A 23464-nucleotide genomic window follows, 5' to 3' on the forward strand; every position below is an offset into this window, starting at 1 on the left:
GGGCTCACACTGCTTCCTGCTGGTGGTGACGTGCCGCCGGTCGGACGGACCTTCCATTCGAGCACCGGGACCGCGTCGGCGGCAGTAGGGATGAGAAGGAACGTGACCCCGGCCACCCCGCGGCGGGCCCTGCGGGAAACATCCGACGTCCGGGAATGGCGGGCCGCGGAGGGCAGTTACCATCCCACGTGACTTCCACGCCGACGACGACCTCCACCGAAGGCCGCCCGACGGTGTCCCACTCCCGACCCGCGCTGGCGATCCTGGCGCTCGCGGTCGGCGGGTTCACCATCGGGACCACCGAGTTCATGACGATGGGCGTGCTGCCCGAGATCGCCGACGGCGTCGACGTCTCCGTGCCCTCGGCCGGCCACGTGATCTCCGCCTACGCCATCGGCGTGGTGGTCGGCGTCCCGATCCTCGCCTTCTTCGGAGCGGCTCTCCCGCGCCGCGGGATGCTCGTCGGGCTGATGGGCGCGTACGCCGCCTTCAACCTCCTCAGCGCCGCGGCACCCAACTACGAGGTGCTCACGGCCGCCCGGTTCCTCGACGGGTTGCCGCACGGCGCCTACTTCGGTGTCGCCAGTCTCGTGGCCGCGAGCCTGGTGCCCCCGGATCGCCGCGGTCGCGCCATCGCCAGCGTCATGCTCGGGCTCTCGGTGGCCAACGTCGTCGGGGTCCCGCTGGCCACCTTCCTGGGCCAGCAGGTGGGGTGGCGCTCGACGTACCTGCTCGGCGGCCTGCTCGCCCTCGCCACCGTGGTCATGGTCCTCGCGGCGGTCCCGTCGATCCCGGGGGACTCCGAGGCCAGCGGTCGTCGGGAGGCGCGCGAGTTCTTCGGCAACCTCCAGGTGTGGCTCACGATGGGCGTGGGCGCGGTCGGCTTCGGTGGCATGTTCGCCGTCTACTCCTACATCGCCAAGACGGTCACCGACGTCGGCGACCTGGACCGCGGCACCGTCCCGGTCTTCGTGCTGGCGCTCGGGCTCGGCATGGTCGCCGGCACGTGGGCGGCCGGCGAGCTCGCGGCCTGGTCGGTCTACCGCAGCCTGCTGGGCTCCGGCATCGCCGGCATCGTGCTGATGCTCGTCTACTGGGTCGTCGCCCCCGCCGGGTGGTGGCTGCTGCCGGTCGCCTTCATGGTGACCGCGGTCGGCTCGGTCCTGGTGATCAACCTCCAGCTGCGGCTGATGGACGTCGCTGGCAACGCCGTCACCCTCGGCGCCGCGATGAACCACGCCGCGCTCAACATCGCCAACGCCCTCGGCGCCTGGCTGGGTGGCCTGGTCATCGCCGGTGGCTACGGCTACCGGGCTCCGGCGCTGGTCGGAGCCGGCCTGGCCGCGGTCGGCGTGGTCATCCTGGTCGTGTCCGCACTACTGCATCGCCGTACCCAGCTGATCGCGACGTCCTGACGCGGACAGGGCCTGTCGCGGCCCGGGGTGCGGCCTGAGAGAATCGACCCCATGTCTGCCACCACCGAGCACCCGCCCGTGCCGGAGACCGCGCAGCCGGCCGTTCCCGAGGGTGCCGCGCGTCCGCGTGTGCTCTCCGGGATCCAGCCGACGTCGGACTCCTTCCACTTCGGCAACTACCTCGGCGCGACCCGGCAGTGGGTGGACCTGCAGCGGGACCACCAGCCCTTCTTCTTCATCGCCGACCTGCACGCGATCACCGTCGAGCAGGACCCGAAGGTGCTGCGCGAGCGCACCCTGCGTGCCGCCGCCCAGCTGCTCGCGATGGGCATCGACCCGGCGCGCAGCTCGATCTTCGTGCAGAGCCACGTGCCTGAGCACGCCCAGCTCGGATGGGTGCTCAACTGCCTGACCGGCTTCGGCGAGGCCCGGCGGATGACGCAGTTCAAGGACAAGTCCTCCAAGCAGGGGGAGGGGGCGGCCAGCGTCGGCCTCTTCACCTACCCCGTGCTGCAGGCGGCCGACATCCTGCTCTACCGGCCCCACTACGTGCCGGTCGGCGAGGACCAGCGCCAGCACCTCGAGCTGACCCGCGACCTCGCGCAGCGCTTCAACAGCCGCTACAAGAAGACCTTCCGGCTGCCCGAGCCCTACATCCTCAAGGCCACCGGCAAGATCGCCGACCTGCAGGAGCCGACCGCCAAGATGTCGAAGTCGGCGTCCTCGCCGTCCGGCATCATCGAGATGCTCGACGACCCGAAGGTGAGCGCCAAGAAGATCCGCTCCGCGGTCACCGACTCCGACTCCGTGGTCCGCTTCGACCCCGAGGAGAAGCCGGGTGTCAGCAACCTGCTGACGATCTACTCCGCGCTGACCGGTGAGGCGATCACCGCCCTCGAGGACCAGTACGCCGGCCGCATGTACGGCGACCTGAAGAAGGACCTCGCCGACGTGGTGGTCGACTTCGTCACCCCGTTCCGCGACCGCACCCTCGAGCTGCTCGACGACCAGGACCACCTCATGCAGGTGCTCGCCCAGGGCGCCGAGACGGCCGGCGAGGTCGCGCGGGCCACGCTCAAGGACGTCTACCAACGGGTGGGCTTCGTCGCCCCGACGCCGCTGCGTCCGGCGGGATCCTGATGCCGGTGATCGGTGTCGCGATCGCGATTCCGGAGCCGTGGGCCAGCGAGCTGTACGACTACCGGATCGCGATCGGTGACCCCACCGCCGAGGGCGTGCCGAGCCACATCACCCTCATCCCCCCGACCGAGGTCGAGGGCGACCTGAGCGCGATCGAGGCGCACCTGGCCACGGCCGGGGCCGGGATCGCGCCGTTCGACGTCCACCTGCGCGGCACCGCCACCTTCCGGCCCGTCTCCCCGGTGGTGTTCATCGGGCTGGTCGAGGGGATCTCCCAGTGCGAGCAGCTCGCCGACGCCGTACGCGAAGGGCCGCTGGCCCTCGACCTGGAGTACCCGTACCACCCCCACGTCACCGTCGCGCACCACCTGGACGACCCGACGCTGGACCGGGCCTTCGAGGAGCTGGCCGGATTCGATTGCCGGTTCGGGGTATCGGAGTTCCATCTGTACGTCCATGACGAGGAGGAGGGTTGGAGGGCCACCCGCACCTTCTCCCTGTGACGAGATGACCCTGATCGACCGTGTGAAGGCCCGTGTGGCCGACCTCCGAGCCCGCTCGCCCTTCGTCGATCACGTGGTCCGCATGCAGGAACACTTCTCGGCGCTCAAGGCCGGCCAGCAGGCCGGTGGTGTCACCTACTTCGGCTTCCTGTCGGTCTTCCCGGTCCTCGCCCTCGCGTTCTTCGTCGTCGGGTACGTCGCCAAGGTGTTCCCCGACGCGCAGGACTCGTTGCTCACCGCGATCAACGAGATCCTCCCGGGACTGGTCGGCAACGGCGCCAACGAGATCCCCCTCTCCGACATCCAGGACGCCGCCGGCGCCGTCGGGCTGATCGGTCTGGCGGGTGTGCTCTACGCCGGTCTGGGCTGGCTGAGCTCGCTGCAGACCGCCCTCATCGTCGTCTTCGAGATGCCCGAGCGGCTCCAGCCCAGCTTCATCGTCGCCAAGGTGCGCGACCTCCTCTCGCTCGCGGTGCTCGGTGCGGTGCTGCTGCTGAGCGTCGCGGTGTCCGGGGTGCTGACCCGCACCTCGGAGGGCGCGCTCGACCTGGTGGGCCTGGGCAGCGGCCTGGGCTGGCTGGTCACGCTGGTGGCCCTCGCCTTCGGCCTCGCCGCCTCGGCACTGCTGTTCTTCCTGATGTTCCGGATCCTGGCCCAGCCGCGGATCCCGGCGCGCGCCATCTGGTCGGGCGCCTGGCTCGGGGCGATCGGCTTCGAGATCCTCAAGCAGCTCTCCGGAGTGCTGCTGACCGGCACCAGGGGTCAGCCTGCCTTCCAGGCCTTCGGCATCGCGCTGATCCTGCTGGTCTGGATCAACTACTTCTCCCGCGTCACCCTGTACGCCGCCGCCTGGGCCCACACCGCCCACCACCCCGCCGCGGTGCCGCCCAGCCCCGCTGCGTTCGCCATCGCCGCAGCGGTCTCCGGCGACGCGTCGGCGAACCAGGCGTCGGGCGCGCCGCCCGCCGGCAAGCGGGCGTGGGCCCGGCCACTGGCCATCGGCGGTGCCGCCGGCACCCTGGTGGGCGCGTGGCTGGGGCGGCGCCGGGCCTGACGGGACCCCTGAGACAATGTCCCGGTGAAGTTCGAGCGCAAGCACGCCCTGCTCCTCCTGGCCGTTGCCGCCTGGAACGTCTTCTCCTTCGGCAACTTCGCCAAGAACCTCTACCAGGCCTACGACGCCGGTGAGGACCGGGCCGCGGGCTACTGGATCGCGCACACCGTCCTGATCGTCGTGAACTTCGCGATCGCCGGACTGCTGGGATCCCTGGGCTGGAAGGCCCTCAAGGCGACCCGCACGGACTGATGTCCACAGGCGCCGGATCGCCTGCTTGACCATACGAAGATGGTGTTCTACGGTCTGATCCTCGCTGGACGTCCCAGCGAGGACGGTTCTCGGGAGGACCCATGCGTTCGACAGCCCTTCGCGCCCTGCTCACGGTCGCGGTTCTACCTGCCCTGCTCATCGCCTTCGCCTCGAGCGCATCCGGCGTGACGTGGTGGTCACAGTCGAAACCCCTCATCGTGAGGGAGGACGGTGTCGGCCAGGGCAAGGCGTTCGGCAACTTCTACAACTCCGAGAGCACCTACGCCAAGAACAAGGCGACGTACGCCGACATGCGCCCCGGCGGCGACGCGGTCCGTGTCGAGACCGACTTCCAGTACTACGAGCACAACGCGACCTGCGGCCAGGTCGGCACCTGCTGGATCACCTCGGCGTCGAAGCAGACGGAGTCGACCACGAGCTCGTCGTGGAAGACCCACACCCGCTCGCGGAGGTTGAGCGGCAACTCCTCGACCGCCCGCGGACACATCGACATCTGCGAGATCCAGGCATGGAGCAACGACCCGTGCAGCGCCAAGGCGTTGCCGTCCTTTGGTTACTGAGCCCACCGGACCGTCCCTCCGGTTGTCCGGTGTCTCCCACTCCTACGACGGGTTCTCGGTGCTCGACGCGCTGGACCTCGAGCTCGGCGCGGAGCGGGTCGGCCTGATCGGGGTCAACGGCGCCGGCAAGTCGACGTTGATCCGCATCCTCAGCACCGCCCTGGAGCCCAGTGACGGATCGGTGCAGGTCACCGGCCTCGGCCCGGGACGCCGCCGCGAGCTGGCCGACATCGGCTACATGCCGCAGGAGCTGCGGCTGCCGCGCAACCTGCGCGGCGTCGACTTCCTGGCCTACGTCGCCTGGCTCAAGGCGGTCCCGCGACGAGAGCGCGCCGCCGAGGTCGAGCGGGTGGTCGAGGCCGTCGGCCTCGACCGGCGCGGGTCGAGCCGGATCGGCGAGCTCTCCGGAGGGATGCAGCGACGGCTCCTCCTTGCCCAGGCGCTGCTGGGGCGACCGCAGGTCCTGCTCCTCGACGAGCCGACCGCAGGTCTCGATCCGGAGCAGCGCGTCAGGTTCCGGGAGCTGATCGGCGCCCTGGACGCGCCCCTGGTGATGGTGAGCAGCCACGCGCTGGAGGACCTCGTCCCGATCGTGGACCGGATGGTGATGCTCGACGAGCAGCGCATTGCGTTCGACGGTGCGGTCGAGGAGCTCAGGGCGGTCGGGGCCGCCGGTCCGGTCGAGGGCATGTCGGACTTCGAGTCGGCCTTCCTGAGGCTGCGGTCCCGGGCAGGCACCCGATGATCGACCGGACCGGCCGCGTCCTCGGTGCGGCCGGACTCGCTGTGGTCGCGGCGTTCGCGCTGTGGACCTATCGCGAGTGGCCGGGCCAGTGGTCGTGGACCGTCGACGCGGTCAACGGCTCCACCGTCCTGACGGGGCCGCTGGTCGGGGGCCTCGCCGCGGCGTTCCAGCTCAACGCCCACCGGGTCGCGGCCGTGGCGCAGGTGTCCCCGCGGGGCTGGCTGGTCCCGGTCCGCTCGGCGACGGATGCCTGGCTGGTCGGATCGGTCGTCCTGCTGGGCACGGGACTCGTCGCGGCGATCGTGACCCTGGCCGGGCCCCACGGCGGTCCGCTCGAGTGGTGGGCCCTGTCCGCAGGGATCTCGACGCTCGCCGTCTGTGCCCTGGCCGGAGCGCTGGCAACGTGGTGGGCGCCGCAGCGCGTGGTGGTCCTCGCCGTCCCCGTCCTAGTGTTCCTGGTGGGCGCCTACGCCCCGCACCCCGTGGCCGACCTGCTGCGCCACGGGCCCTCGACCGGCTCCCTGGCGGGACTGGTGTGGGAGCCGGGCGTGCTGGTCGGCCGGGTCCTCGCTCTCGTGGCGCTGTCCGGCTGCCTGGTCGTGGCGATGCTGCCGTGGCGCGAGGGGCGCGATCGGCGCCGGGGTCGCGGGCGGAGGTTGCGGCTGGCCGCGGCGATCGCGGCGGCGATCGCCTTGGCCGGCGCCCTCGTCAACCTCGACCGGGTCGGCTCCTACCCGTGGACGATGTCGGACGAGTCACCCTCGCGCTGCCGGGGCACGGCGCCTGCCGTGTGCCTGTCCGGCTCCAGCGTGCGCCACCTCGAGCGGACCGAGCAGGCGCTGCGCGCTCCTGCGACCGCGCTGGCCGATGCCGGCGTGCGGCTGCCGCCGCGCTTCGACGAGGAGCTGCCCTACCGTCCGCGCTCGCCGGGGCGTGGCCTCCTCCAACCACTGACAATCGACCGGCCCTCGGTGCGTGACGGGGCGTCCCTGCTCACCCGTCCCGAGGCGTGTCCGCAGTGGTCCGACCCCGCCGGGCCGCCGGCCGACGTGGTCTTCGAGGCCGAGCAGGTGCTCGTCGAGTGGATGGTGTTCCGCGCGGGCGGGCGACCGGAGGCCTTCGATCCGCCGATGCAGGCCTGGCTGGACCAGATCGGGTCCGAGGACACCCGGGCATGGGTCGTGCGCACCTACGCCGCGCTGCGCTCGTGCGCGTTCGACACCATCACCGTCCCGTGGGCGCAGTGAGGGCTCGCCGGGGCAGCGTCCTGCGGGCATGGCTCGTCGCGCACGACGCCACGGCGCTGGTGATCGCGCTCGGCGTCGTCACGCTCGTCGGCGTCCTCCATGCGTGGTCGTCCGTCCCGGGCGTGCGCGGCGGCCGGTTGCCCGTGTGGCTGCTGGTCCCTCCGCTGCTGGCCCTGTTCGCCGGGCTCGGTGCCACGAGTGCGGTGCCGCGCCTGCTCTGGCACGAGCCGGCGGTGCGGGCCCGTCTGGCCTGGTCGCTGCTCGTGTGCCTGGTGGCGGGCGCGGGCGGCGAGCTGGTCGGGGCCAGCGCCGCCCAGCCGATGCTCGGCGCCTCGGCTGCGGTCATGACCGGGCTGGTGTTCGGCGCCTCGGTGGTGCTGGGGCGCCTGGCCCCGGTCCTCGCCGCGGTGCCGATCATCGTCCTCCTGGTGCAGGTGCACGCCGCTCGTGACCTCACCCCGGCGCGGATCTGGGACGCCCTGCCGCTCGCCGCCCAGGCCGCCGTGTGGGCCGGCTGGGCACTGATGCTCCTGCTCCACGCCCGACTCGGCGACCGCGCCGCCGCCTCGGACTGAGCGAGGTGCGAGGTCAGCGGACGTCGGCGCCCAACAGGAAGTACGTCGTCATCGGACCCTTGCCCTTGACGTCCACCACCTGCGCGTCGCTGAACGCATAGCGGTCCTCCAGCAGGGCGTGGGTCGCTGCGGACACCTGGATCCGGTGCGGGCGACCGTGCGACTCCATCCGGCTGGCGGTGTTGACGGTGTCGCCCCACAGGTCGTAGGTGAACTTGCGCTGGCCGATGACACCGGCGACCACAGGCCCCGACGCGATCCCGATCCTCATCGCGATCGGGCTCGGCCAGGTCGAGGAGAGGCGGGCCAGGGTGCGTTGCATGTCGAGGGCCAGCTCGGCCATCGAGGCGGCATGGTCCTCGTCCGGGTCGGGGAGACCGGCCACCGCCATGTAGGCGTCGCCGACGGTCTTGATCTTCTCCACGCCGCGCTGGTCGCACAGGGCGTCGAACGCGCGGAACATCGTGTCGAGCAGCTGCACCAGCTCCTCCGGCTCGAGCGCCTCCGAGACCGGCGTGAAGCCGACGATGTCGGAGAACAGCACGCTGACGCTGGGTGCGGAGTCCGCGATCGCCCCCGGACCGTTGCGCAACCGGTGGGCGATCGTCACGGGCAGCACGTTGTGCAGGAGCTCGTCGGAGCGTGCCTGCTCCAGCTCGACCTCGCGCTGGCGCAGGAAGTCGGTACGACGCAGCTTCTCGAGCGCGTAGGCGATCAGGACCGCGATCGAGGCCATCCCCAGCGTCGGGGCGACGTGGCTGGCGAGCGCATCCACCCCGCCGTTGCGCACTCCGGGCAGGGACAGGCAGCACGCGACGTACACGACCGATGCCGCCATCGCGGCGTGCATCCGCAGGCGCAGCAGGCCCACCGCACCCAGCAGGGTGACGCTGCACGACGTGCGGAGGTACTCCGGCGGGAAGTCCCCGACCAGGCCGAGGGCAGGGCCGAGCGAGACCAGGATGAGGGCGATCAGCAGGGTCGTCGAGGCCTGGGGGAAGCGGTGCACCAGCATCGACCGCGCGAGCATCACCAGGGAGATCGCGAAGAGCACGACGATCGAGAGCCGGATCAGCACGGCGCCGAGCAGGCCGTCGTCCAGCACCAGCACGTCGACGACGCCGTAGACGACGGTGAAGAAGACGCCGATCGAGAGGGCGAACGGGCCGGCGTTGACGCCCATCACGTCGTCGTAGGCGACGAACTCCTCTTCGGCCTCGCGCTGGTCGAACTCCAGCATCCAGCGACGCATGTGCAGCTGCGCATGACGCTCGAGCACCCAGCCGCGAAGCGGATTGACCCCCACAGGCGCATGGTGTCAGAAAAGGCATCGGCCCGGCGCGCAAACGCGAGCCGGGCCGAGCAGGAACCTCGAGCGGTCAGAAGCCGTTCTTGAGCGCGGTGCGCAGGTCCTTGTTGAGCTGCGAGATCACGTCGAGCGGGATCTCCTTGGGGCAGGCGGAGGCGCACTCGCCGATGTTCGTGCAGCCACCGAAGCCCTCGTGGTCGTGCTGGCCGACCATGTCGACGACCCGGGACCAGCGCTCGGGCTGGCCCTGCGGCAGCTCGCCGAGGTGGGTGATCTTGGCACCCACGAACAGCGAGGCGGACCCGTTCGGGCACGCGGCGACGCACGCGCCGCAGCCGATGCAGGTCGCGACGTTGAACGCCCGCATGGCCTTGTCGCGCGGCGCCGGCACCGAGTTGGCCTCGGGCGCCGAGCCGGTGTTGGAGGAGATGAAGCCGCCGGACTGGATGATCCGGTCGAAGGCGGACCGGTCCACCACCAGGTCCTTGAGGACCGGGAAGGGCTCGGCGCGCCACGGCTCGATGGTGATCGTGTCGCCGTCGTTGAACGAGCGCATGTGCAGCTGGCAGGTCGTGGTGACCTCCGGACCGTGCGCCTCGCCGTTGATCATCAGCGAACACATGCCGCAGATGCCCTCGCGACAGTCGGAGTCGAAGGCCACCGGCTCCTCGCCACCGGTGACGAGCTGCTCGTTGAGCAGGTCGAGCATCTCCAGGAAGGACATGTCCTTCGAGACACCGTCGAGCTCGTACGTGTGGATCCCACCGGTGGCGCTGGGGTTCTCCTGGCGCCAGATCTTGAGCGTGAGCTTCACTTGTAGGACCTCTGCTTCATCTCGATGGCCGTGTAGACCAGGTCTTCCTTGTGCAGGACCGGCTGACCGCCGTCGTTGGAGTCGCCGCCCCATTCCCAGGCCGCGACGTAGGCGAACTCCTCGTCGTGGCGCAGTGCCTCGCCGTCCTCGGTCTGCGACTCGCCGCGGAAGTGACCACCGCAGGACTCGCGCCGGTTGAGCGCGTCGACGCACATGAGCTCACCCAGCTCGAGGAAGTCGGCCACGCGGCCGGCCTTCTCGAGGTCCTGGTTGATGTTGTCGGCGGAGCCGAGCACCTTGACGTTGGTCCAGAAGTCGGCGCGCAGGTCGCGGATCTTCTGGATCGCGATCTTGAGGCCGGGCTCGGTGCGCTCCATGCCGCAGTACTCCCACATGATCGAGCCGAGCTCCTTGTGGTAGCTCTCGACCGAGCGGGTGCCGTTGATCGACAGGAACTGGCTGACCTTGTCCTGGACGGACGAGAGCGCCTCGACCACGGCGGGGTGGTCCTCGGGGATCTTGTCGAACGGAGCGTCGGCGAGGTAGTCGCGGATGGTGTTCGGGAGCACGAAGTAGCCGTCGGCCAGGCCCTGCATCAGCGCCGAGGCACCGAGGCGGTTCGCGCCGTGGTCGGAGAAGTTGGCCTCTCCGGTCACGAACAGGCCCTTGATGTTGGACTGCAGCTCGTAGTCGACCCACAGGCCGCCCATGACGTAGTGGACGGCGGGGTAGATGCGCATCGGCAGCTCGTACGGGTTCTCGCCCGTGATCCGCTCGTACATGTCGAGGAGGTTGTCGTACTTCTCCTCGATCGCGTGCTTGCCCAGGCGCTTGATCGCGTCGGTCAGGTCGAGGTAGACGCCACGGCGGACGAGCCGCTCCTCGCCGTCGGGACCGATCTCGGAGATCTCCGGTCCGACACCGCGACCCTCGTCGCACATGTACTTCGCGGCACGCGAGGCGATGTCGCGGGGGACCAGGTTGCCGAACGAGGGGTAGATCCGCTCCAGGAAGAAGTCGCGGTCCGCCTCGGGGATCTCACGCGGGTCCTTCTCGCAGTCCTCGACGTTCTTGGGGACCCAGATCCGGCCGTCGTTGCGCAGCGACTCCGACATCAGGGTCAGCTTCGACTGGTGGCTGCCGGTGACCGGGATGCAGGTCGGGTGGATCTGCGTGTAGCAGGGGTTGGCCATGTAGGCGCCCTTGCGGTGCGCCCGCCACGCGGCGGTGACGTTGGAGCCCATCGCGTTGGTCGAGAGGTAGAAGACGTTGCCGTAGCCGCCGGAGGCGAGCACGACGACGTCGGCGAGGTGGGTCTCGATCTCGCCGGTCACCATGTTGCGCGCGATGATGCCGCGGGCCTTGTCGTCGACGACGATCAGCTCGAGCATCTCGTGACGGGTGAGCGACTCGACGGTGCCGGCGGCGACCTGGCGCTCCATGGCCTGGTAGGCACCGAGCAGCAGCTGCTGGCCGGTCTGGCCGCGGGCGTAGAAGGTGCGGGACACCTGGACGCCACCGAAGGAACGGTTGTCGAGCAGGCCGCCGTACTCACGGGCGAACGGGACGCCCTGCGCGACGCACTGGTCGATGATGTTCACCGACTCCTCGGCGAGGCGGAAGACGTTCGACTCGCGGGCGCGGTAGTCGCCGCCCTTGACCGTGTCGTAGAAGAGGCGGTACGTCGAGTCACCGTCCTCCTTGTAGTTCTTGGCCGCGTTGATGCCGCCCTGGGCGGCGATCGAGTGCGCCCGGCGCGGGGAGTCCTGGTAGCAGAAGGACTTCACGTTGTAGCCGGCCTCGCCGAGCGTGGCGGCGGCAGCGCCGCCGGCCAGGCCGGTGCCGACGATGATGATGTCGAGCTTGCGGCGGTTGGCCGGGTTGACCAGGCGGTTCTCGAACTTGCGGGTGGTCCAGCGCTCGCCGATCGGGCCGGTCGGAGCGCTCTCGTCGACCACGTTCTCGCCGAGCTCGTAGAAGCCGGCGGCGTCGTCGGACTTCTGGACCGACGGCTTGTTGGTCGGGGTCAGACCGGGGAGGTAGTGGGTTCCTGCAGCCATGTCGTTGGCCCCTTACTTCTCGATGATGCCGACGAGGACGGACAGCGGGACCAACGAGAAGCCGCCAGCAACGACGATCGCGATGACCCAGCCGGCCGCACGGGCGCGGGCGCGGGAGACGGCGGAGTTGGTCAGGCCGAGCGTCTGCAAGGAGCTGAACGTGCCGTGGTGGAGGTGGAGCGCGAGCGCGAGCATCGCGATGAGGTAGAGGATCGTCATCCACCACAGGTCGAAGGTGTCGACGAGCAGGGCGTACGGGCTGTGGTCCGGGTCCCCCGTCTCGCCGTTGCTCGGGTTGATCTTGACGACCGTGAAGTTGAGCAGGTGCCAGACGATGAAGACGAGGACGGTCACGCCGCCCCAGCGCATCGTGCGGGAGGAGAAGGACGAGCCGCTGTTCCTCTTCGCGACGTACTTCACCGGTCGGGCGTCCGCAGCCCGCTTCCAGAGCGCGATGGCGCACGCGACGTGGACGATGATCGCCACGAGGAGGCCGACGCGCATGATCCAGAGGAAGCCCTCGTACGGGAGCATCGGCTCACCGAGCTCGCGCAGGTGGTGCGCGTACTCGTTGAACTTCTCCTCACCGGCGAAGGCCTTGAGGTTGCCGTACATGTGCCCCAGCACGAAGCCGATGAACAGCAGGCCGCTCACGGCCATCAGGAGTTTGAGGGCGATGGTCGTGCGGGCTGCACGTGAGCCCTTGACCAATTCAGATCGCGTCGTCGTTGCCACGAGGGTTCACGCTACCCCTGCTACTGGGCAGTAGGTGACACGGATCATGTGACATAGGCACGTAAGGCGACCCTTACCGCGCGGTCGGTTGACTTTGACCGGTACCCACCAGCGAGGGAGGCTGGCCCCATGCGGGCGAGCGAGGATCCCAAGGACGACCTCACGGTCACCCCACCGAAGACCTGGGCGGCCGGGGTGCCGGGCGTGCGGCACGCGATGGAGTACTCCCTCGCCCAGGCCGGGCCCCGTCGTACGGCCCTGACCCTGCTCAGCCTCAACCAGACCGAGGGCATCGACTGCCCCGGCTGCGCGTGGCCGGACCCCCAGCACCGGCACAAGAACGAGTACTGCGAGAACGGCGCCAAGCACGTCAGCGACGAGGCGACCACGCGCCGGGTGACCCGTGAGTTCTTCGCCGAGCACTCCGTGGCCGAGCTCGACGCCCGCTCCGACCTGTGGCTCAACCAGCAGGGCCGGCTGACCGAGCCGATGGTCAAGCGGCCCGGAGCCACGCACTACGAGCCCATCGGCTGGGACGACGCCCTCGGCCTGGTCGCCGACGGGTTGAACGCCCTGGACTCGCCGGACGAGGCGATGTTCTACACCTCCGGCCGGCTCGCGAACGAGGCTGCGTTCCTGCTCCAGCTCTTCTCCCGCGCCTACGGCACCAACAACCTGCCCGACTGCTCGAACATGTGCCACGAGTCGAGTGGTTCCGGCCTCGGGGAGACGTTGGGCATCGGCAAGGGAACCGTCTCCCTCGACGACATCCACCACTCCGACCTGGTCTTCGTCGTCGGGCAGAACCCCGGCACCAACCACCCCCGGATGCTGTCGGCGCTCGAGGAGACCAAGGCCAACGGCGGCAGGGTGATCGCCGTCAACCCGTTGCCCGAGGCCGGGCTGATGAGGTTCAAGAACCCGCAGAAGCCGCGCGGCGTGATCGGCAAGGGAACGGTCATCGCCGACCAGTTCCTCAAGATCCGTCCCGGGGGAGACCTCGCGCTGTTCCAGATGCTCAACCGGCTGCTGCTCGATGCCGAGGACGCCGCCCCGGGCGAGGTCCTCGACCACGACTACATCGCCGCGCACACGACGGGGTACGACGAGTTCGCCGATCACGCTCGCACCATCACCTGGGAGCACGTGCTCGAGGCGACCGGCCTGTCCCGCTCCGAGATCGAGGCGGTCCACCGGCAGGTGCTCGCCAGCGGCAGCGTCATCGTCTGCTGGGCGATGGGCCTGACCCAGCACAAGCACGGCGTGCCGACGATCCGCGAGATCGTGAACTTCCTGCTCCTGCGCGGCAACCTCGGCCGGCCGGGCGCGGGCGTGTGCCCGGTGCGCGGGCACAGCAACGTCCAGGGTGACCGCACGATGGGCATCTGGGAGCGGGTGCCGGAGGTGTTCCTCGACGCGCTCGCCGCCGAGTTCGACTTCGAGCCGCCCCGCCACCACGGCGTCGACTCCGTCGCCGGCGTACGCGCGATGCGTGACGGCAAGGCATCGGTCTTCATGGGCGTCGCCGGCAACTTCGTGCGGGCGATGTCGGACAGCGACGTCACCGAGGCGGCGCTGCGCTCGTGCTCGTTGACCGTGCAGATCTCCACCAAGCTCAACCGCTCGCACACCGTGTGCGGGGAGACCGCGCTGATCCTGCCGACGCTCGGCCGCAGCGACCGCGACGTCCAGGCCGCGGGGGAGCAGTTCGTCACCGTCGAGGACTCGATGAGCGAGGTCCACCAGTCCCGCGGCCGGCTGACCCCCGCCTCGCCCCACCTGCTCAGCGAGGTCGCCATCATCAGCCGGCTCGCCCGGCGCACCCTCGGCGAGGGCGGCGCGATCCCGTGGGAGGACTTCGAGCAGGACTACGCGCTCGTCCGCGACCGGATCGCGCGCGTCGTCCCCGGCTTCGAGGACTTCAACGAGCGGGTCGCGGTGCCCGGCGGCTTCCGGCTGCCGAACCCGGTCAACTCCGGGGTCTTCCCGACCCCGAGCGGCAAGGCCGTCTTCACCAGCAACGACCGCACCTGGCTGGAGACCCCGCCCGGCCACCTGGTGCTGCAGTCCCTGCGCTCCCACGACCAGTGGAACACCATCCCCTACGCCATGGACGACCGCTACCGGGGCATCCACGACGCCCGCCGGATCGTCATGGTCAACCCGGCCGACCTCGCCGACCTGGGCATCGAGGACCAGTCGCTCGTCGACATCGTGAGCATCTGGACCGACGGCACCGAGCGTCGCGCCGAGGGCTTCCGCGTCGTCGGCTACCCGGCCGCGCGCGGCTCGGCGGCGTCGTACTACCCGGAGACGAACGTCCTGGTGCCGCTCGACAGCGTCGCCGAGATCAGCAACACCCCGACCTCCAAGGGCGTCATCGTGCGCCTCGAGCCCCGAGCCGAGCCCTGATGGGACGGGTGACCTCGCGCCGCAAGGTGCTGCGGATCCGCGACGGCGTCGCCGACCGCAGGCAGGACACCCTCGCGGTCGAGGAGCCGATGGAGATCCGGGTCGGCGGTCGGCCCCTGACCATCACCATGCGCACGCCCGGCGACGACTTCGACCTGGCCGTCGGCTTCCTGGTCGGCGAAGGGGTCGTGCGCTCCGCGGACGACGTGCTGGCCGCCCGCTACTGCGCCGGCACCGACGACGACGGGATGAACACCTACAACGTCGTCGACGTCGGCCTCGACCCGTCGCTGCCGCCGATCGACCCCTCCCTGGAGCGCAACTTCTACACCAGCTCCTCGTGTGGGCTGTGCGGAAAGGCGAGCCTCGACGCCGTGCGTACGACGCTGACGTGGTCGGTCGCCGACGACCCGCTGCGGATCTCCGTCGAGACGCTCACGGCCCTGCCCGGGCAGCTGCGCGACGCCCAGAAGGTCTTCGACCGCACCGGCGGACTGCACGGCGCGGCGTTGTTCACGGCGTCGGGGGAGCTCCTCGTCGTCCGCGAGGACGTCGGGCGCCACAACGCCGTCGACAAGGTCATCGGACACGCCGTCCGCAACGGCCTGCTGCCGCTGCGCGAGACCGTCCTGATGGTCAGCGGACGGGCGTCCTTCGAGCTGGTCCAGAAGGCCGTGATGGCGGGCATCCCCGCGCTCGCTGCCGTGTCGGCGCCCTCGTCGCTCGCCGTCGACCTGGCCGAGGAGAACGGGCTCACCCTCGTCGGCTTCCTGCGTGGGAGCTCGATGAACGTCTACGCCGGCGCGGACCGGGTGCTGCTGGACTGAGGGGCTGCGCTGGGCGGTCAGGGTCAGGGTCAGCGGGGCGTGGGGAGCCGGACGTGCTCGGCGAGCAGCTCGTCCACCGCGTCGTGCCACGTACGCCGCAGGGCGCGCTCCCGCGCGGCCGCGCCCATCAGGCTCCGGTGCGGGTCGGCAGCGATCGAGGCCACCGCGCGGGTCAGGTCGCGCGGGTCGGAGGCGTCGTGGAGGAGGCCGGTCTCGAGGTGGGACACCACCGAGCGGGCGCCGCCGGCGCGCGGGGCGACGACCGGGACACCGGACGCACCTGCCTCGCGCAGCGCGTGGCAGTCCGTCTCGTGCTCGCCCGGGTGCACCAGCACGTCGAGCGTCGGGAGGGCGACGGTGAGGTCGGCCGCGGACAGCGCTCCGGTGAAGCGGGCGTTCGGGAGACGGCGGGACAGCCACGCGCGCTCGGGGCCGTCGCCGATCACCACGAGGCGGATGCCGGGCACCCGTGCGAGGTCGGCCAGGCGTCGTACCCCGGCAGCCTTGTGGAGACCGCCGACGTACCCGACGACCACCCGGCCGCCCTCCCGTGACTTCGCGCGGGACCACGAGCCGCGCAGCCACGGGTCGCGCAGGGTCGGGGTGAAGGCGCGGGCGTCGACGCCGGGCTCCCACAGGTGGGCGTGCACGCCGAGCTCGGCGGCCCGTCCGACCATCCAGGGCGAGGTCACCAGGACCCGGTCGGCGCGGTCGGCAACCTTGGCGCGCCAGTAGTCGGCCGACAGGTCGAGTACGGCGGACTGCTCGACGACGAGGGTCGCCAGGCCGAGGCGACCGGCGTGCTTGAGCGCCTTGCGGCCGACCTGGCGCGGTGAGTGGACCTGCACGAGGTCGGGCTCGAACGACTCGAGGGCCTCGCGGATCTGCGCACCGGTCGGCTCGAGGGGACGGACCCGGACGACGTCGCAGCCGCGGTAGGACGCCAGTCCCGGGCCGGGGGCCACGATGCGCACGGTGTGCCCCAGGTCGACCAGCCGGTCGGCGGTCGCCTTGAGGGTCGTCGTGGTGCTGTCGACGGCGGGGTAGAAGGTCTCGGTCGCGAGGACGATCTTCATGGCTCCACCGTGGACCCCGAACCTTTCCGAGGACGGGAGCCGAGGTGTCCGGCGGATGAATCCGGGGCGGCGCTCAGTCCTCGCCGGACCCGACCTCGTTCTCGTCCTTGCCGAGGTTGCGCAACGGCGGGTCGCCGCGTCCGATCGAGGCCGCGACCTGCCGGATCTGCTCGCCGCTCTCGCGCCAGGTCCCGGCCTGGACCTCCCAGTGGGGTCGAAAGCCCTGGCGCGCCTCGATCCACCACTGGTGCCCGAAGGCGATCCGCAGCACGACGACCACCGGCAGCAGCACCACGAGCAGCACCAGCTCGACCGCGAGGAACACCACCAGGCTCAGCAGTGGCAGCAGGACCAGGCCGAGGACGAGGAAGAAGAGGAAACCGATCGGGTCCTCGCCCTCGAGCATCAGGTCCGGGCTGAGGTTGCGCCGCCGGGGGCGCCACGGCACCCAGCGCCGGGTCACCCGCCACGTCTGCCCCTGCGGGTCGTTCACCCTCATGCGGGCGGACCCTACCTGCCGGTAGCCCGGAGATTGGTCACACCTGACTGGTTCGGGTCGGGACGGGGCTATTCTCGACACTCGTGACTGACTCGCCTCTGACGCTGGCGCAACCCGAGGACGCGCATTCGCGCTCCGACTGGGAAGCCGCCACTGCCGCCGTCCTGCGCAAGACGCGCAAGCTCGGTGACGCCGACCCGGACAGCAACGTCTGGGACAAGCTCACCCGCACCACCCTCGACGGCATCGGGATCACGCCCCTGGGCCTGCCCGGAGGCGAGGCCAGCACGGTCCGGCCGACGCGTGCCGGAGCGTGGGACGTGCGCAGCCTGATCAACCACCCGGACGCCAAGCTGGCCAACGAGGCGGCGCTCGTCGACCTCGACGGCGGGGTCACCAGCATCTGGCTCGCGGCCGACGCGGACACCGACGTCGCCGCGACGCTCGCCGGTGTCCTGCTCGACCTGGCGCCCGTCGTCCTCGACGCCCCGTCGGCCACGACGGCCGCCGCCGAGGCCTTCCTCGCGCTGCCCGGCGCCAAGCACCCCGACAGCAACCTCGGCATCGACCCGCTCGGCGTGATGCTGCGCGAGGTCCCGCTGGCGGTCGACGAGGCTGTCGCCGAGCTGCAGACCCTGGCTCGCAAGGCCCACCAGCACGACATCCGCGCGATCGTCGTGGACGCCACCGCTGCGCACGACCTCGGCGCCAGTGACGCGCAGGAGCTCGGCTGGTCGCTCGCTGCCGGCGTCGCCTACCTGCGCTGGCTGACCGACCACGGCCTCTCGATCGACGACGCCGCCGGCCAGGTCGACTTCCGCTACGCCGCGACCGACGAGCAGTTCCCGACCATCGCCAAGCTGCGCGCCGCGCGCGTGCTGTGGGCGAGGGTGCTCGAGATCAGCGGTGCGACCGCGACCGGCCAGCGCCAGCACGCCACGACGAGCCGGCCGATGCTGAGCAAGTACGACCCCTACGTCAACATGCTGCGCGGCACGGTCGCGGCCTTCGCCGCCGGCGTCGGTGGGGCGGACGCCGTGACGGTCCTGCCCTTCGACAGCGCCAACGGACGTCCGGACGCCTTCGGTCGCCGGATCGCGCGCAACGTCAACCACCTGCTGATCGACGAGTCGCACGTCGCCGCCGTGGCCGACCCGGCCGGTGGCGCGTACGCCGTGGAGAAGCTCACCGCCGACCTCGCCGCTGCCGGCTGGGCGGAGTTCCTCGCCCTCGAGCAGGAGTGGGAGAGCGGTCACGACTTCGACCCGTTCCGTGCCCGGATCGCCGACGTCGTCGCGAAGCGCGAGAGCGACATCACCCGCCGCAAGCGCCCGCTCACCGGCGTCAGCGAGTTCCCCAACCTGGCCGAGACGCTCCCCGAGCGTGCCGCCGACCCGCTCAACGACCGGGTCCGCCGCTACGGCGCCTCCTTCGAGGCGCTGCGCGACGAGCCTGCCGCTGCACCCGTCTTCCTCGCCACGCTCGGCACGGTCGCGCAGCACACCGCCCGCGCGACCTTCGTCAGCAACCTCTTCGCGGCCGGCGGTGTGGCGGTCGAGGTCGCCGGACCGACCTCGGGCACCGAGGAGCTCCTGGCGGCGTACCAGTCCTCGGGCAGCCGTGCGGTCGTGTGCCTCGCCGGCACGGACGCGGCCTACGAGGAGTGGGGCGCCGACGCGGCGACCGCGCTCCGCGAGGCGGGCGCGACCCACGTCATCATCGCCGGCAAGGCCGACTTCGCCGATGACAGCGCCGCCATGGGTGTGGATGCACTGTCCTTCCTCAACCGGACCAGGGAGGTGCTCGCATGAGCATTCCGAAGAGCTTCGCGGGTCTCCCGCTGGCATCGGACGCTGCGGCGCCCGTGCCGACCCCGCCGACCGGTGAGGGCTGGCGCAGCCCCGAGGGCATCGAGATCCAGCCGTCCTACGGACCGGCCGACCTCGAGGGCCTCGACGGGCTGGACACCTTCCCCGGCCTGAGCCCGTTCCTGCGTGGGCCGTACCCGACGATGTACACCACGCAGCCGTGGACCATCCGGCAGTACGCCGGGTTCTCGACCGCCGAGGAGTCCAACGCCTTCTACCGTCGCAACCTGGCGGCCGGCCAGAAGGGCCTCTCGGTCGCCTTCGACCTCGCGACCCACCGGGGCTACGACTCCGACCACCCGCGCGTGCGCGGCGACGTCGGCATGGCCGGCGTGGCGATCGACTCGATCTACGACACCCGCACCCTGTTCGAGGGCATCCCCCTGGACCAGATGTCGGTGTCGATGACGATGAACGGCGCGGTGCTCCCGGTGCTCGCCCTCTACATCGCCGCGGCCGAGGAGCAGGGGGTGAAGCCGGAGCAGCTCTCGGGGACGATCCAGAACGACATCCTCAAGGAGTTCATGGTCCGCAACACCTACATCTACCCGCCGACGCCGTCGATGCGGATCATCTCCGACATCTTCGCCTTCACCAGCCAGCGGATGCCGCGCTTCAACTCGATCTCGATCTCCGGCTACCACATGCAGGAGGCCGGGGCGACCGCCGACCTCGAGCTCGCCTACACGCTCGCCGACGGTGTCGAGTACATCCGCGCCGGCCTCGAGTCGGGCCTGACCATCGACCAGTTCGCGCCGCGCCTGTCCTTCTTCTGGGCGATCGGCATGAACTTCTACATGGAGGTCGCCAAGATGCGCGCGGCCCGGGCGCTGTGGAGCCGGCTGGTGCGCCAGTTCGACCCGCAGAACCCGAAGTCGCTCTCGCTGCGCACGCACAGCCAGACCTCCGGCTGGTCGCTGACCGCGCAGGACGTGTTCAACAACGTCGGGCGCACCGCGATCGAGGCGATGGCCGCGACCCAGGGCCACACCCAGTCGCTGCACACCAACGCGCTCGACGAGGCGATCGCGCTCCCGACGGACTTCTCCGCCCGGATCGCCCGCAACACCCAGCTGCTGCTGCAGCAGGAGTCCGGCACGACCCAGACGATCGACCCGTGGGCAGGTTCCTACTACGTCGAGAAGCTGACCCACGACCTCGCGGAGCGCGCTTGGGCGCACATCCAGGAGGCCGAGGCCGCCGGCGGCATGGCCGCTGCGATCGAGCAGGGCATCCCGAAGATGCGCATCGAGGAGGCCGCCGCCCGCACCCAGGCGCGGATCGACTCGGGCGCGCAGAAGGTCATCGGCGTCAACACGTTCCGCCTGGCCGTCGAGGACAAGCTCGACGTGCTCAAGGTCGACAACGACGACGTCTACCGCCAGCAGATCGCCAAGCTGGAGCGGCTCCGTGCCGAGCGCAACGGTGCCGACGTCGAGGACGCACTGCACGCGCTGACCCGCAGCGCCGAGAGCGGCGACGGCAACCTGCTCGAGCTCGCCGTGGCCGCCGCTCGTGCCAAGGCCACCGTCGGTGAGATCTCGGACGCGATGGAGAAGATCTACGGACGTCACCAGGCCGTCATCCGTACCATCAGCGGCGTGTACCGCGACGAGGCCAACCTGGCGAACGACGGCGAGGGCGACTCGCTCGTCGCCCAGGCCCGGGTCGCCACCGACGAGTTCGCCGAGGCCGAGGGGCGCCGTCCGCGCATCCTGGTCGCCAAGATGGGCCAGGACGGCCACGACCGCGGCCAGAAGGTCGTCGTCTCCGCCTTCGCCGACCTCGGCTTCGACGTCGACGTGGGCCCGCTGTTCTCCACCCCCGAGGAGGTCGCGCAGCAGGCGATCGACGCCGACGTCCACATCGTCGGTGTGTCGTCGCTCGCTGCTGGCCACCTCACCCTGCTGCCCGCGCTGAAGACCGCGCTGGCCGAGCAGGGCCGTGACGACATCATGGTCGTCATCGGTGGCGTCATCCCCCCGGACGACGTCCAGACGCTGCGCGACATGGGCGCCGCGGCGGTGTTCCTGCCCGGCACGGTCATCGCGGAGTCGGCGCTCGACCTGCTCGCCAAGCTCGGCGCCGCGCTCGATCACTGATGGATGTCTCCGGCCTGCTGGAGGGCATCCGCGCAGGCAAGCGGGCGCAGGTGGCTCGGGCCATCACGCTCGTCGAGTCGACCGCGCCCCGACACCGCGAGGCGGCCCGTGAGCTCCTGACCGAGCTCGCGGACCCCGACGCGCCGACGGCGACCCGGATCGGCATCTCGGGTGTGCCCGGCGTCGGCAAGTCGACCTTCATCGAGGCGCTCGGCAGCCAGCTGACGGCCGCCGGGCACAAGGTGGGCGTGCTCGCGGTCGACCCGTCCTCGGTCCGCACCGGCGGCTCGGTGCTCGGGGACAAGACCCGGATGGCCCAGCTGTCCGTCGACCCCAACGCCTTCATCCGGCCCTCGCCCTCCGCCGGCACGCTCGGCGGCGTCGCCCGCGCCACGACGCAGGCGATGGCGGTCCTCGAGGCTGCTGGGTACGACGTCGTGCTCGTCGAGACGGTGGGTGTCGGCCAGTCCGAGGTCACCGTCGCCGGCATGGTCGACACCTTCCTCTTCCTGACCCTGGCCCGCACGGGCGACCAGCTCCAGGGCATCAAGAAGGGGATCCTCGAGATCGCCGACGTGATCGCGGTCAACAAGGCCGACGGCGACCGCGAGATGGAGGCGCGTGGCGCTGCCCGCGAGCTCGCCGGTGCCCTGCGCCTCGTGCGTGGCCACGGCGAGTGGGCCCCGCCCGTCGTGACCTGCTCCGGCCTGACCGGCGACCGGGTCGACGAGGTCTGGGACCAGGTCGGTCTCCATCGCAGCCACCTCGGTGTCGACGGGCTGGCCCGCAAGCGGGCCGAGCAGCAGCTGGAGTTCACCTGGGCCCTGGTCCGCGACGAGCTCGACCAGCGACTGCGCCACAGCGCGCCTGTTCGTGCCGTGCAGGCCGAGATCCGGGCCGGCGTCCTGGCCGGTGAGCTGACCGCGCCACTGGCCGCGGACCGGATCCTCGCCGCCTACGACTCCTCGTCGGGCGAGTAGGTTGGGGTCCGTGGAGACCTCTGACCTGCTGGCGATCGTCGCCTCCGTCGTCGACAAGTACGACGGTGAGCTGGTCGAGCTTCGTCGCGACCTCCACCGTCACCCCGAGCTCGCCTGGGCCGAGCAGGGCACGGTCGACCGCGTCGCCGACCGGCTCGAGGGCACGGGCTGGCGCCTGGCCCGCACCCCGCGCAGCGGACTGATCGCCGACATCGGCGAGGTGGGCCCACTCATCGCCCTGCGGGCCGACCTGGACGCGCTTCCCGTCGCCGACCTGACCACCGATCCCTGGCGCAGCGAGAACGACGGGGTCGCCCACGCCTGCGGCCACGACGTCCACGTCGCCGCGCTCCTCGGCGCGGCCCTGGCCATCGCCCAGCTCCACCAGCAGGGCCTGCTGCGTGGCCGGATCCGGCTGCTGTTCCAGCCCGCCGAGGAAGTCATGCCGGGCGGCGCCAAGCACCTCATCAGCCACGGCGCCCTCGAGGGCGTGGACCGCATCTTCGCCCTGCACTGCGACCCCTCCGTCGACGTCGGCGCGATCGGCCTGCGTGCCGGCCCGATCACGAGCGCGGCCGACCGCATCGACGTACGCCTCGAGGGGAGCGGGGGACACACCTCACGCCCGCACCTCACCGGCGACCTGACCTTCGCCCTCGCCAAGGTGGCGAGCGAGCTCCCGGCCGTCCTGAGCCGCCGGATGGACCCGCGCGCCGGCGTCAGCGTCGTGTGGGGCATGCTCCGCGCCGGTTCGGCACCCAACGTCATCCCCGACCGCGGCATTGCCAGCGGCACGGTGCGCATCCTCGAGGCCGCGGCCTGGGCGTCGTGCGAGCCGGTCGTGCGCGAGGCCGTGCACGACATCGTGCGCCCCTACGGCGTGACCGCGACGGTCGACTACCTCCAGGGCGTCCCGCCCGTGGTCAACGACCGCCTCTCCACCGCGATGGTCGCCACCACCGCCGACCTGGTCCTCGGCGTGCACCACCGCACCGAGGTCGAGCAGAGCCTCGGCGGCGAGGACTTCGGCTGGTACCTCGAAGAGGTCCCCGGCTCGATGTTCCGTCTCGGCACCCGTACCCCCGGTGGCCCGCGCTACGACCTCCACCAGGGTGACTTCCAGGTCGACGACCTGGCCATCGGGTACGGCGCGAAGATGATGGCCGGTGTGGCTGTCACTGCGATCGCTGCCGGCTGATTCCTGGTGCAGGGATCCCCTCCTACGTGGGGATTCCCGCGCTTCCCGCCCGTTGCAACGGCCAGGAAGTGC

The 23464-nt window shown here is 70.9% G+C and carries 21 protein-coding genes; 15 read left to right on the forward strand and 6 right to left on the reverse strand.

Translation table 11 applies throughout. The features are described from left to right. Nucleotides 1-188 precede the first annotated feature (188 nt). The 9 genes from ASE01_RS09465 to ASE01_RS09505 all read left to right on the forward strand — a co-directional run bounded on the left by ASE01_RS09465 (nt 189) and on the right by ASE01_RS09505 (nt 7512). A complete protein-coding gene (locus ASE01_RS09465) occupies nt 189-1415 on the forward strand; it encodes an MFS transporter (protein ID WP_235535931.1) in 1227 nt (408 codons plus the stop codon). A 51-nt stretch (nt 1416-1466) separates the two neighbouring features. After that, complete coding sequence (gene trpS / locus ASE01_RS09470; RefSeq protein WP_082605933.1) at nt 1467-2555, forward strand: tryptophan--tRNA ligase; 1089 nt, start codon at nt 1467-1469, stop codon at nt 2553-2555. Continuing rightward, entirely contained in the window at nt 2555-3058 is a 504-nt protein-coding gene (locus tag ASE01_RS09475; RefSeq protein WP_056749939.1) for a 2'-5' RNA ligase family protein, read from the forward strand. The genes trpS and ASE01_RS09475 overlap by 1 nt, the downstream gene beginning before the upstream one ends. A gap of 4 nt (nt 3059-3062) precedes the next feature. Beyond that, nucleotides 3063-4112 (forward strand): YihY/virulence factor BrkB family protein, encoded by a 1050-nt coding sequence (locus ASE01_RS09480; RefSeq protein WP_056749941.1) that lies wholly within the window; start codon nt 3063-3065, stop codon nt 4110-4112. Between the two features lie 24 nt (nt 4113-4136). Next, nucleotides 4137-4364 carry an SCO4848 family membrane protein gene (locus ASE01_RS09485; RefSeq protein WP_056749943.1) on the forward strand — a complete coding sequence of 76 codons (228 nt, stop codon included), beginning with the start codon at nt 4137-4139 and terminating at the stop codon, nt 4362-4364. Nucleotides 4365-4465: 101 nt separating this feature from the next. Continuing rightward, entirely contained in the window at nt 4466-4945 is a 480-nt protein-coding gene (locus ASE01_RS09490) for a hypothetical protein (RefSeq protein ID WP_056749944.1), read from the forward strand. A gap of 22 nt (nt 4946-4967) precedes the next feature. Continuing rightward, a complete protein-coding gene (locus tag ASE01_RS09495) occupies nt 4968-5690 on the forward strand; it encodes an ATP-binding cassette domain-containing protein (protein ID WP_056749946.1) in 723 nt (240 codons plus the stop codon). After that, nucleotides 5687-6937: a hypothetical protein gene (locus ASE01_RS09500; protein ID WP_056749948.1), complete on the forward strand. Its 1251-nt coding sequence runs from the start codon at nt 5687-5689 to the stop codon at nt 6935-6937. The genes ASE01_RS09495 and ASE01_RS09500 overlap by 4 nt, the downstream gene beginning before the upstream one ends. Further along, the gene (locus tag ASE01_RS09505; RefSeq protein WP_157537216.1) at nt 6925-7512 is read left to right on the forward strand and encodes a hypothetical protein; all 588 of its coding nucleotides are present in this window, start codon (nt 6925-6927) and stop codon (nt 7510-7512) included. Before ASE01_RS09500 ends, ASE01_RS09505 begins: the two co-directional genes overlap by 13 nt. Before the next feature lie 13 nt (nt 7513-7525). Here ASE01_RS09505 and ASE01_RS09510 read toward each other — a convergent pair whose 3' ends face one another. The 4 genes from ASE01_RS09510 to ASE01_RS09525 form a co-directional block, all read right to left on the reverse strand. Then, on the reverse strand, nt 7526-8818 hold the full coding sequence (locus ASE01_RS09510; protein ID WP_056749959.1) for an adenylate/guanylate cyclase domain-containing protein: 1293 nt from the start codon (nt 8816-8818) through the stop codon (nt 7526-7528). 73 nt (nt 8819-8891) lie between these two features. Beyond that, nucleotides 8892-9635, reverse strand: a complete 744-nt coding sequence (locus tag ASE01_RS09515; protein WP_056749961.1) for a succinate dehydrogenase/fumarate reductase iron-sulfur subunit — start codon at nt 9633-9635, stop codon at nt 8892-8894. Further along, the gene (locus tag ASE01_RS09520) at nt 9632-11695 is read right to left on the reverse strand and encodes a fumarate reductase/succinate dehydrogenase flavoprotein subunit (protein WP_082605936.1); all 2064 of its coding nucleotides are present in this window, start codon (nt 11693-11695) and stop codon (nt 9632-9634) included. Before ASE01_RS09520 ends, ASE01_RS09515 begins: the two co-directional genes overlap by 4 nt. Nucleotides 11696-11707: 12 nt before the next feature. Continuing rightward, on the reverse strand, nt 11708-12430 hold the full coding sequence (locus ASE01_RS09525) for a succinate dehydrogenase cytochrome b subunit (RefSeq protein WP_056749964.1): 723 nt from the start codon (nt 12428-12430) through the stop codon (nt 11708-11710). A gap of 129 nt (nt 12431-12559) precedes the next feature. Between ASE01_RS09525 and ASE01_RS09530 the strand changes: the two genes are divergently transcribed. Together ASE01_RS09530 and fdhD are read left to right on the forward strand one after the other, a co-directional pair. Continuing rightward, a complete protein-coding gene (locus tag ASE01_RS09530; RefSeq protein WP_056749970.1) occupies nt 12560-14842 on the forward strand; it encodes an FdhF/YdeP family oxidoreductase in 2283 nt (760 codons plus the stop codon). Beyond that, a complete protein-coding gene (gene fdhD / locus ASE01_RS09535; RefSeq protein ID WP_056749973.1) occupies nt 14842-15669 on the forward strand; it encodes a formate dehydrogenase accessory sulfurtransferase FdhD in 828 nt (275 codons plus the stop codon). Before ASE01_RS09530 ends, fdhD begins: the two co-directional genes overlap by 1 nt. Before the next feature lie 29 nt (nt 15670-15698). On the opposite strand, the gene ASE01_RS09540 is transcribed toward fdhD, so the two are convergent. Both ASE01_RS09540 and ASE01_RS09545 read right to left on the reverse strand, forming a co-directional pair. Beyond that, complete coding sequence (locus ASE01_RS09540; RefSeq protein WP_056749981.1) at nt 15699-16745, reverse strand: glycosyltransferase; 1047 nt, start codon at nt 16743-16745, stop codon at nt 15699-15701. A gap of 73 nt (nt 16746-16818) precedes the next feature. Then, nucleotides 16819-17244: a hypothetical protein gene (locus ASE01_RS09545; RefSeq protein ID WP_157537218.1), complete on the reverse strand. Its 426-nt coding sequence runs from the start codon at nt 17242-17244 to the stop codon at nt 16819-16821. 83 nt (nt 17245-17327) lie between these two features. Between ASE01_RS09545 and ASE01_RS09550 the strand changes: the two genes are divergently transcribed. From ASE01_RS09550 to ASE01_RS09565, 4 genes are read left to right on the forward strand one after another with little or no spacing between them, the layout of a single operon-like run. After that, nucleotides 17328-19055: a methylmalonyl-CoA mutase family protein gene (locus tag ASE01_RS09550; RefSeq protein WP_056749987.1), complete on the forward strand. Its 1728-nt coding sequence runs from the start codon at nt 17328-17330 to the stop codon at nt 19053-19055. Next, on the forward strand, nt 19052-21214 hold the full coding sequence (gene scpA, locus ASE01_RS09555) for a methylmalonyl-CoA mutase (RefSeq protein ID WP_056749991.1): 2163 nt from the start codon (nt 19052-19054) through the stop codon (nt 21212-21214). Before ASE01_RS09550 ends, scpA begins: the two co-directional genes overlap by 4 nt. Further along, entirely contained in the window at nt 21214-22194 is a 981-nt protein-coding gene (gene meaB, locus ASE01_RS09560; RefSeq protein WP_056749994.1) for a methylmalonyl Co-A mutase-associated GTPase MeaB, read from the forward strand. Before scpA ends, meaB begins: the two co-directional genes overlap by 1 nt. A gap of 10 nt (nt 22195-22204) precedes the next feature. Then, the gene (locus ASE01_RS09565; protein WP_056749997.1) at nt 22205-23392 is read left to right on the forward strand and encodes an amidohydrolase; all 1188 of its coding nucleotides are present in this window, start codon (nt 22205-22207) and stop codon (nt 23390-23392) included. Nucleotides 23393-23464 lie beyond the last annotated feature (72 nt).

Source organism: Nocardioides sp. Root190 (assembly GCF_001428565.1).
GTDB lineage: Bacteria > Actinomycetota > Actinomycetes > Propionibacteriales > Nocardioidaceae > Nocardioides.

What these genes read in the sequence shown, in the direction of transcription:
- meaB (WP_056749994.1), top strand. Translation starts at nt 21,214, where the DNA reads ATGGATGTCTCCGGCCTGCTGGAGGGCATCCGCGCAGGCAAGCGGGCG.
- fdhD (WP_056749973.1), top strand. Translation starts at nt 14,842, where the DNA reads ATGGGACGGGTGACCTCGCGCCGCAAGGTGCTGCGGATCCGCGACGGC.
- scpA (WP_056749991.1), top strand. Translation starts at nt 19,052, where the DNA reads ATGAGCATTCCGAAGAGCTTCGCGGGTCTCCCGCTGGCATCGGACGCT.
- ASE01_RS09500 (WP_056749948.1), top strand. Translation starts at nt 5,687, where the DNA reads ATGATCGACCGGACCGGCCGCGTCCTCGGTGCGGCCGGACTCGCTGTG.
- ASE01_RS09540 (WP_056749981.1), bottom strand. Translation starts at nt 16,745, where the DNA reads ATGAAGATCGTCCTCGCGACCGAGACCTTCTACCCCGCCGTCGACAGC.
- ASE01_RS09520 (WP_082605936.1), bottom strand. Translation starts at nt 11,695, where the DNA reads ATGGCTGCAGGAACCCACTACCTCCCCGGTCTGACCCCGACCAACAAG.
- ASE01_RS09475 (WP_056749939.1), top strand. Translation starts at nt 2,555, where the DNA reads ATGCCGGTGATCGGTGTCGCGATCGCGATTCCGGAGCCGTGGGCCAGC.
- ASE01_RS09490 (WP_056749944.1), top strand. Translation starts at nt 4,466, where the DNA reads ATGCGTTCGACAGCCCTTCGCGCCCTGCTCACGGTCGCGGTTCTACCT.
- ASE01_RS09545 (WP_157537218.1), bottom strand. Translation starts at nt 17,244, where the DNA reads ATGAGGGTGAACGACCCGCAGGGGCAGACGTGGCGGGTGACCCGGCGC.
- ASE01_RS09530 (WP_056749970.1), top strand. Translation starts at nt 12,560, where the DNA reads ATGCGGGCGAGCGAGGATCCCAAGGACGACCTCACGGTCACCCCACCG.
- trpS (WP_082605933.1), top strand. Translation starts at nt 1,467, where the DNA reads ATGTCTGCCACCACCGAGCACCCGCCCGTGCCGGAGACCGCGCAGCCG.
- ASE01_RS09480 (WP_056749941.1), top strand. Translation starts at nt 3,063, where the DNA reads ATGACCCTGATCGACCGTGTGAAGGCCCGTGTGGCCGACCTCCGAGCC.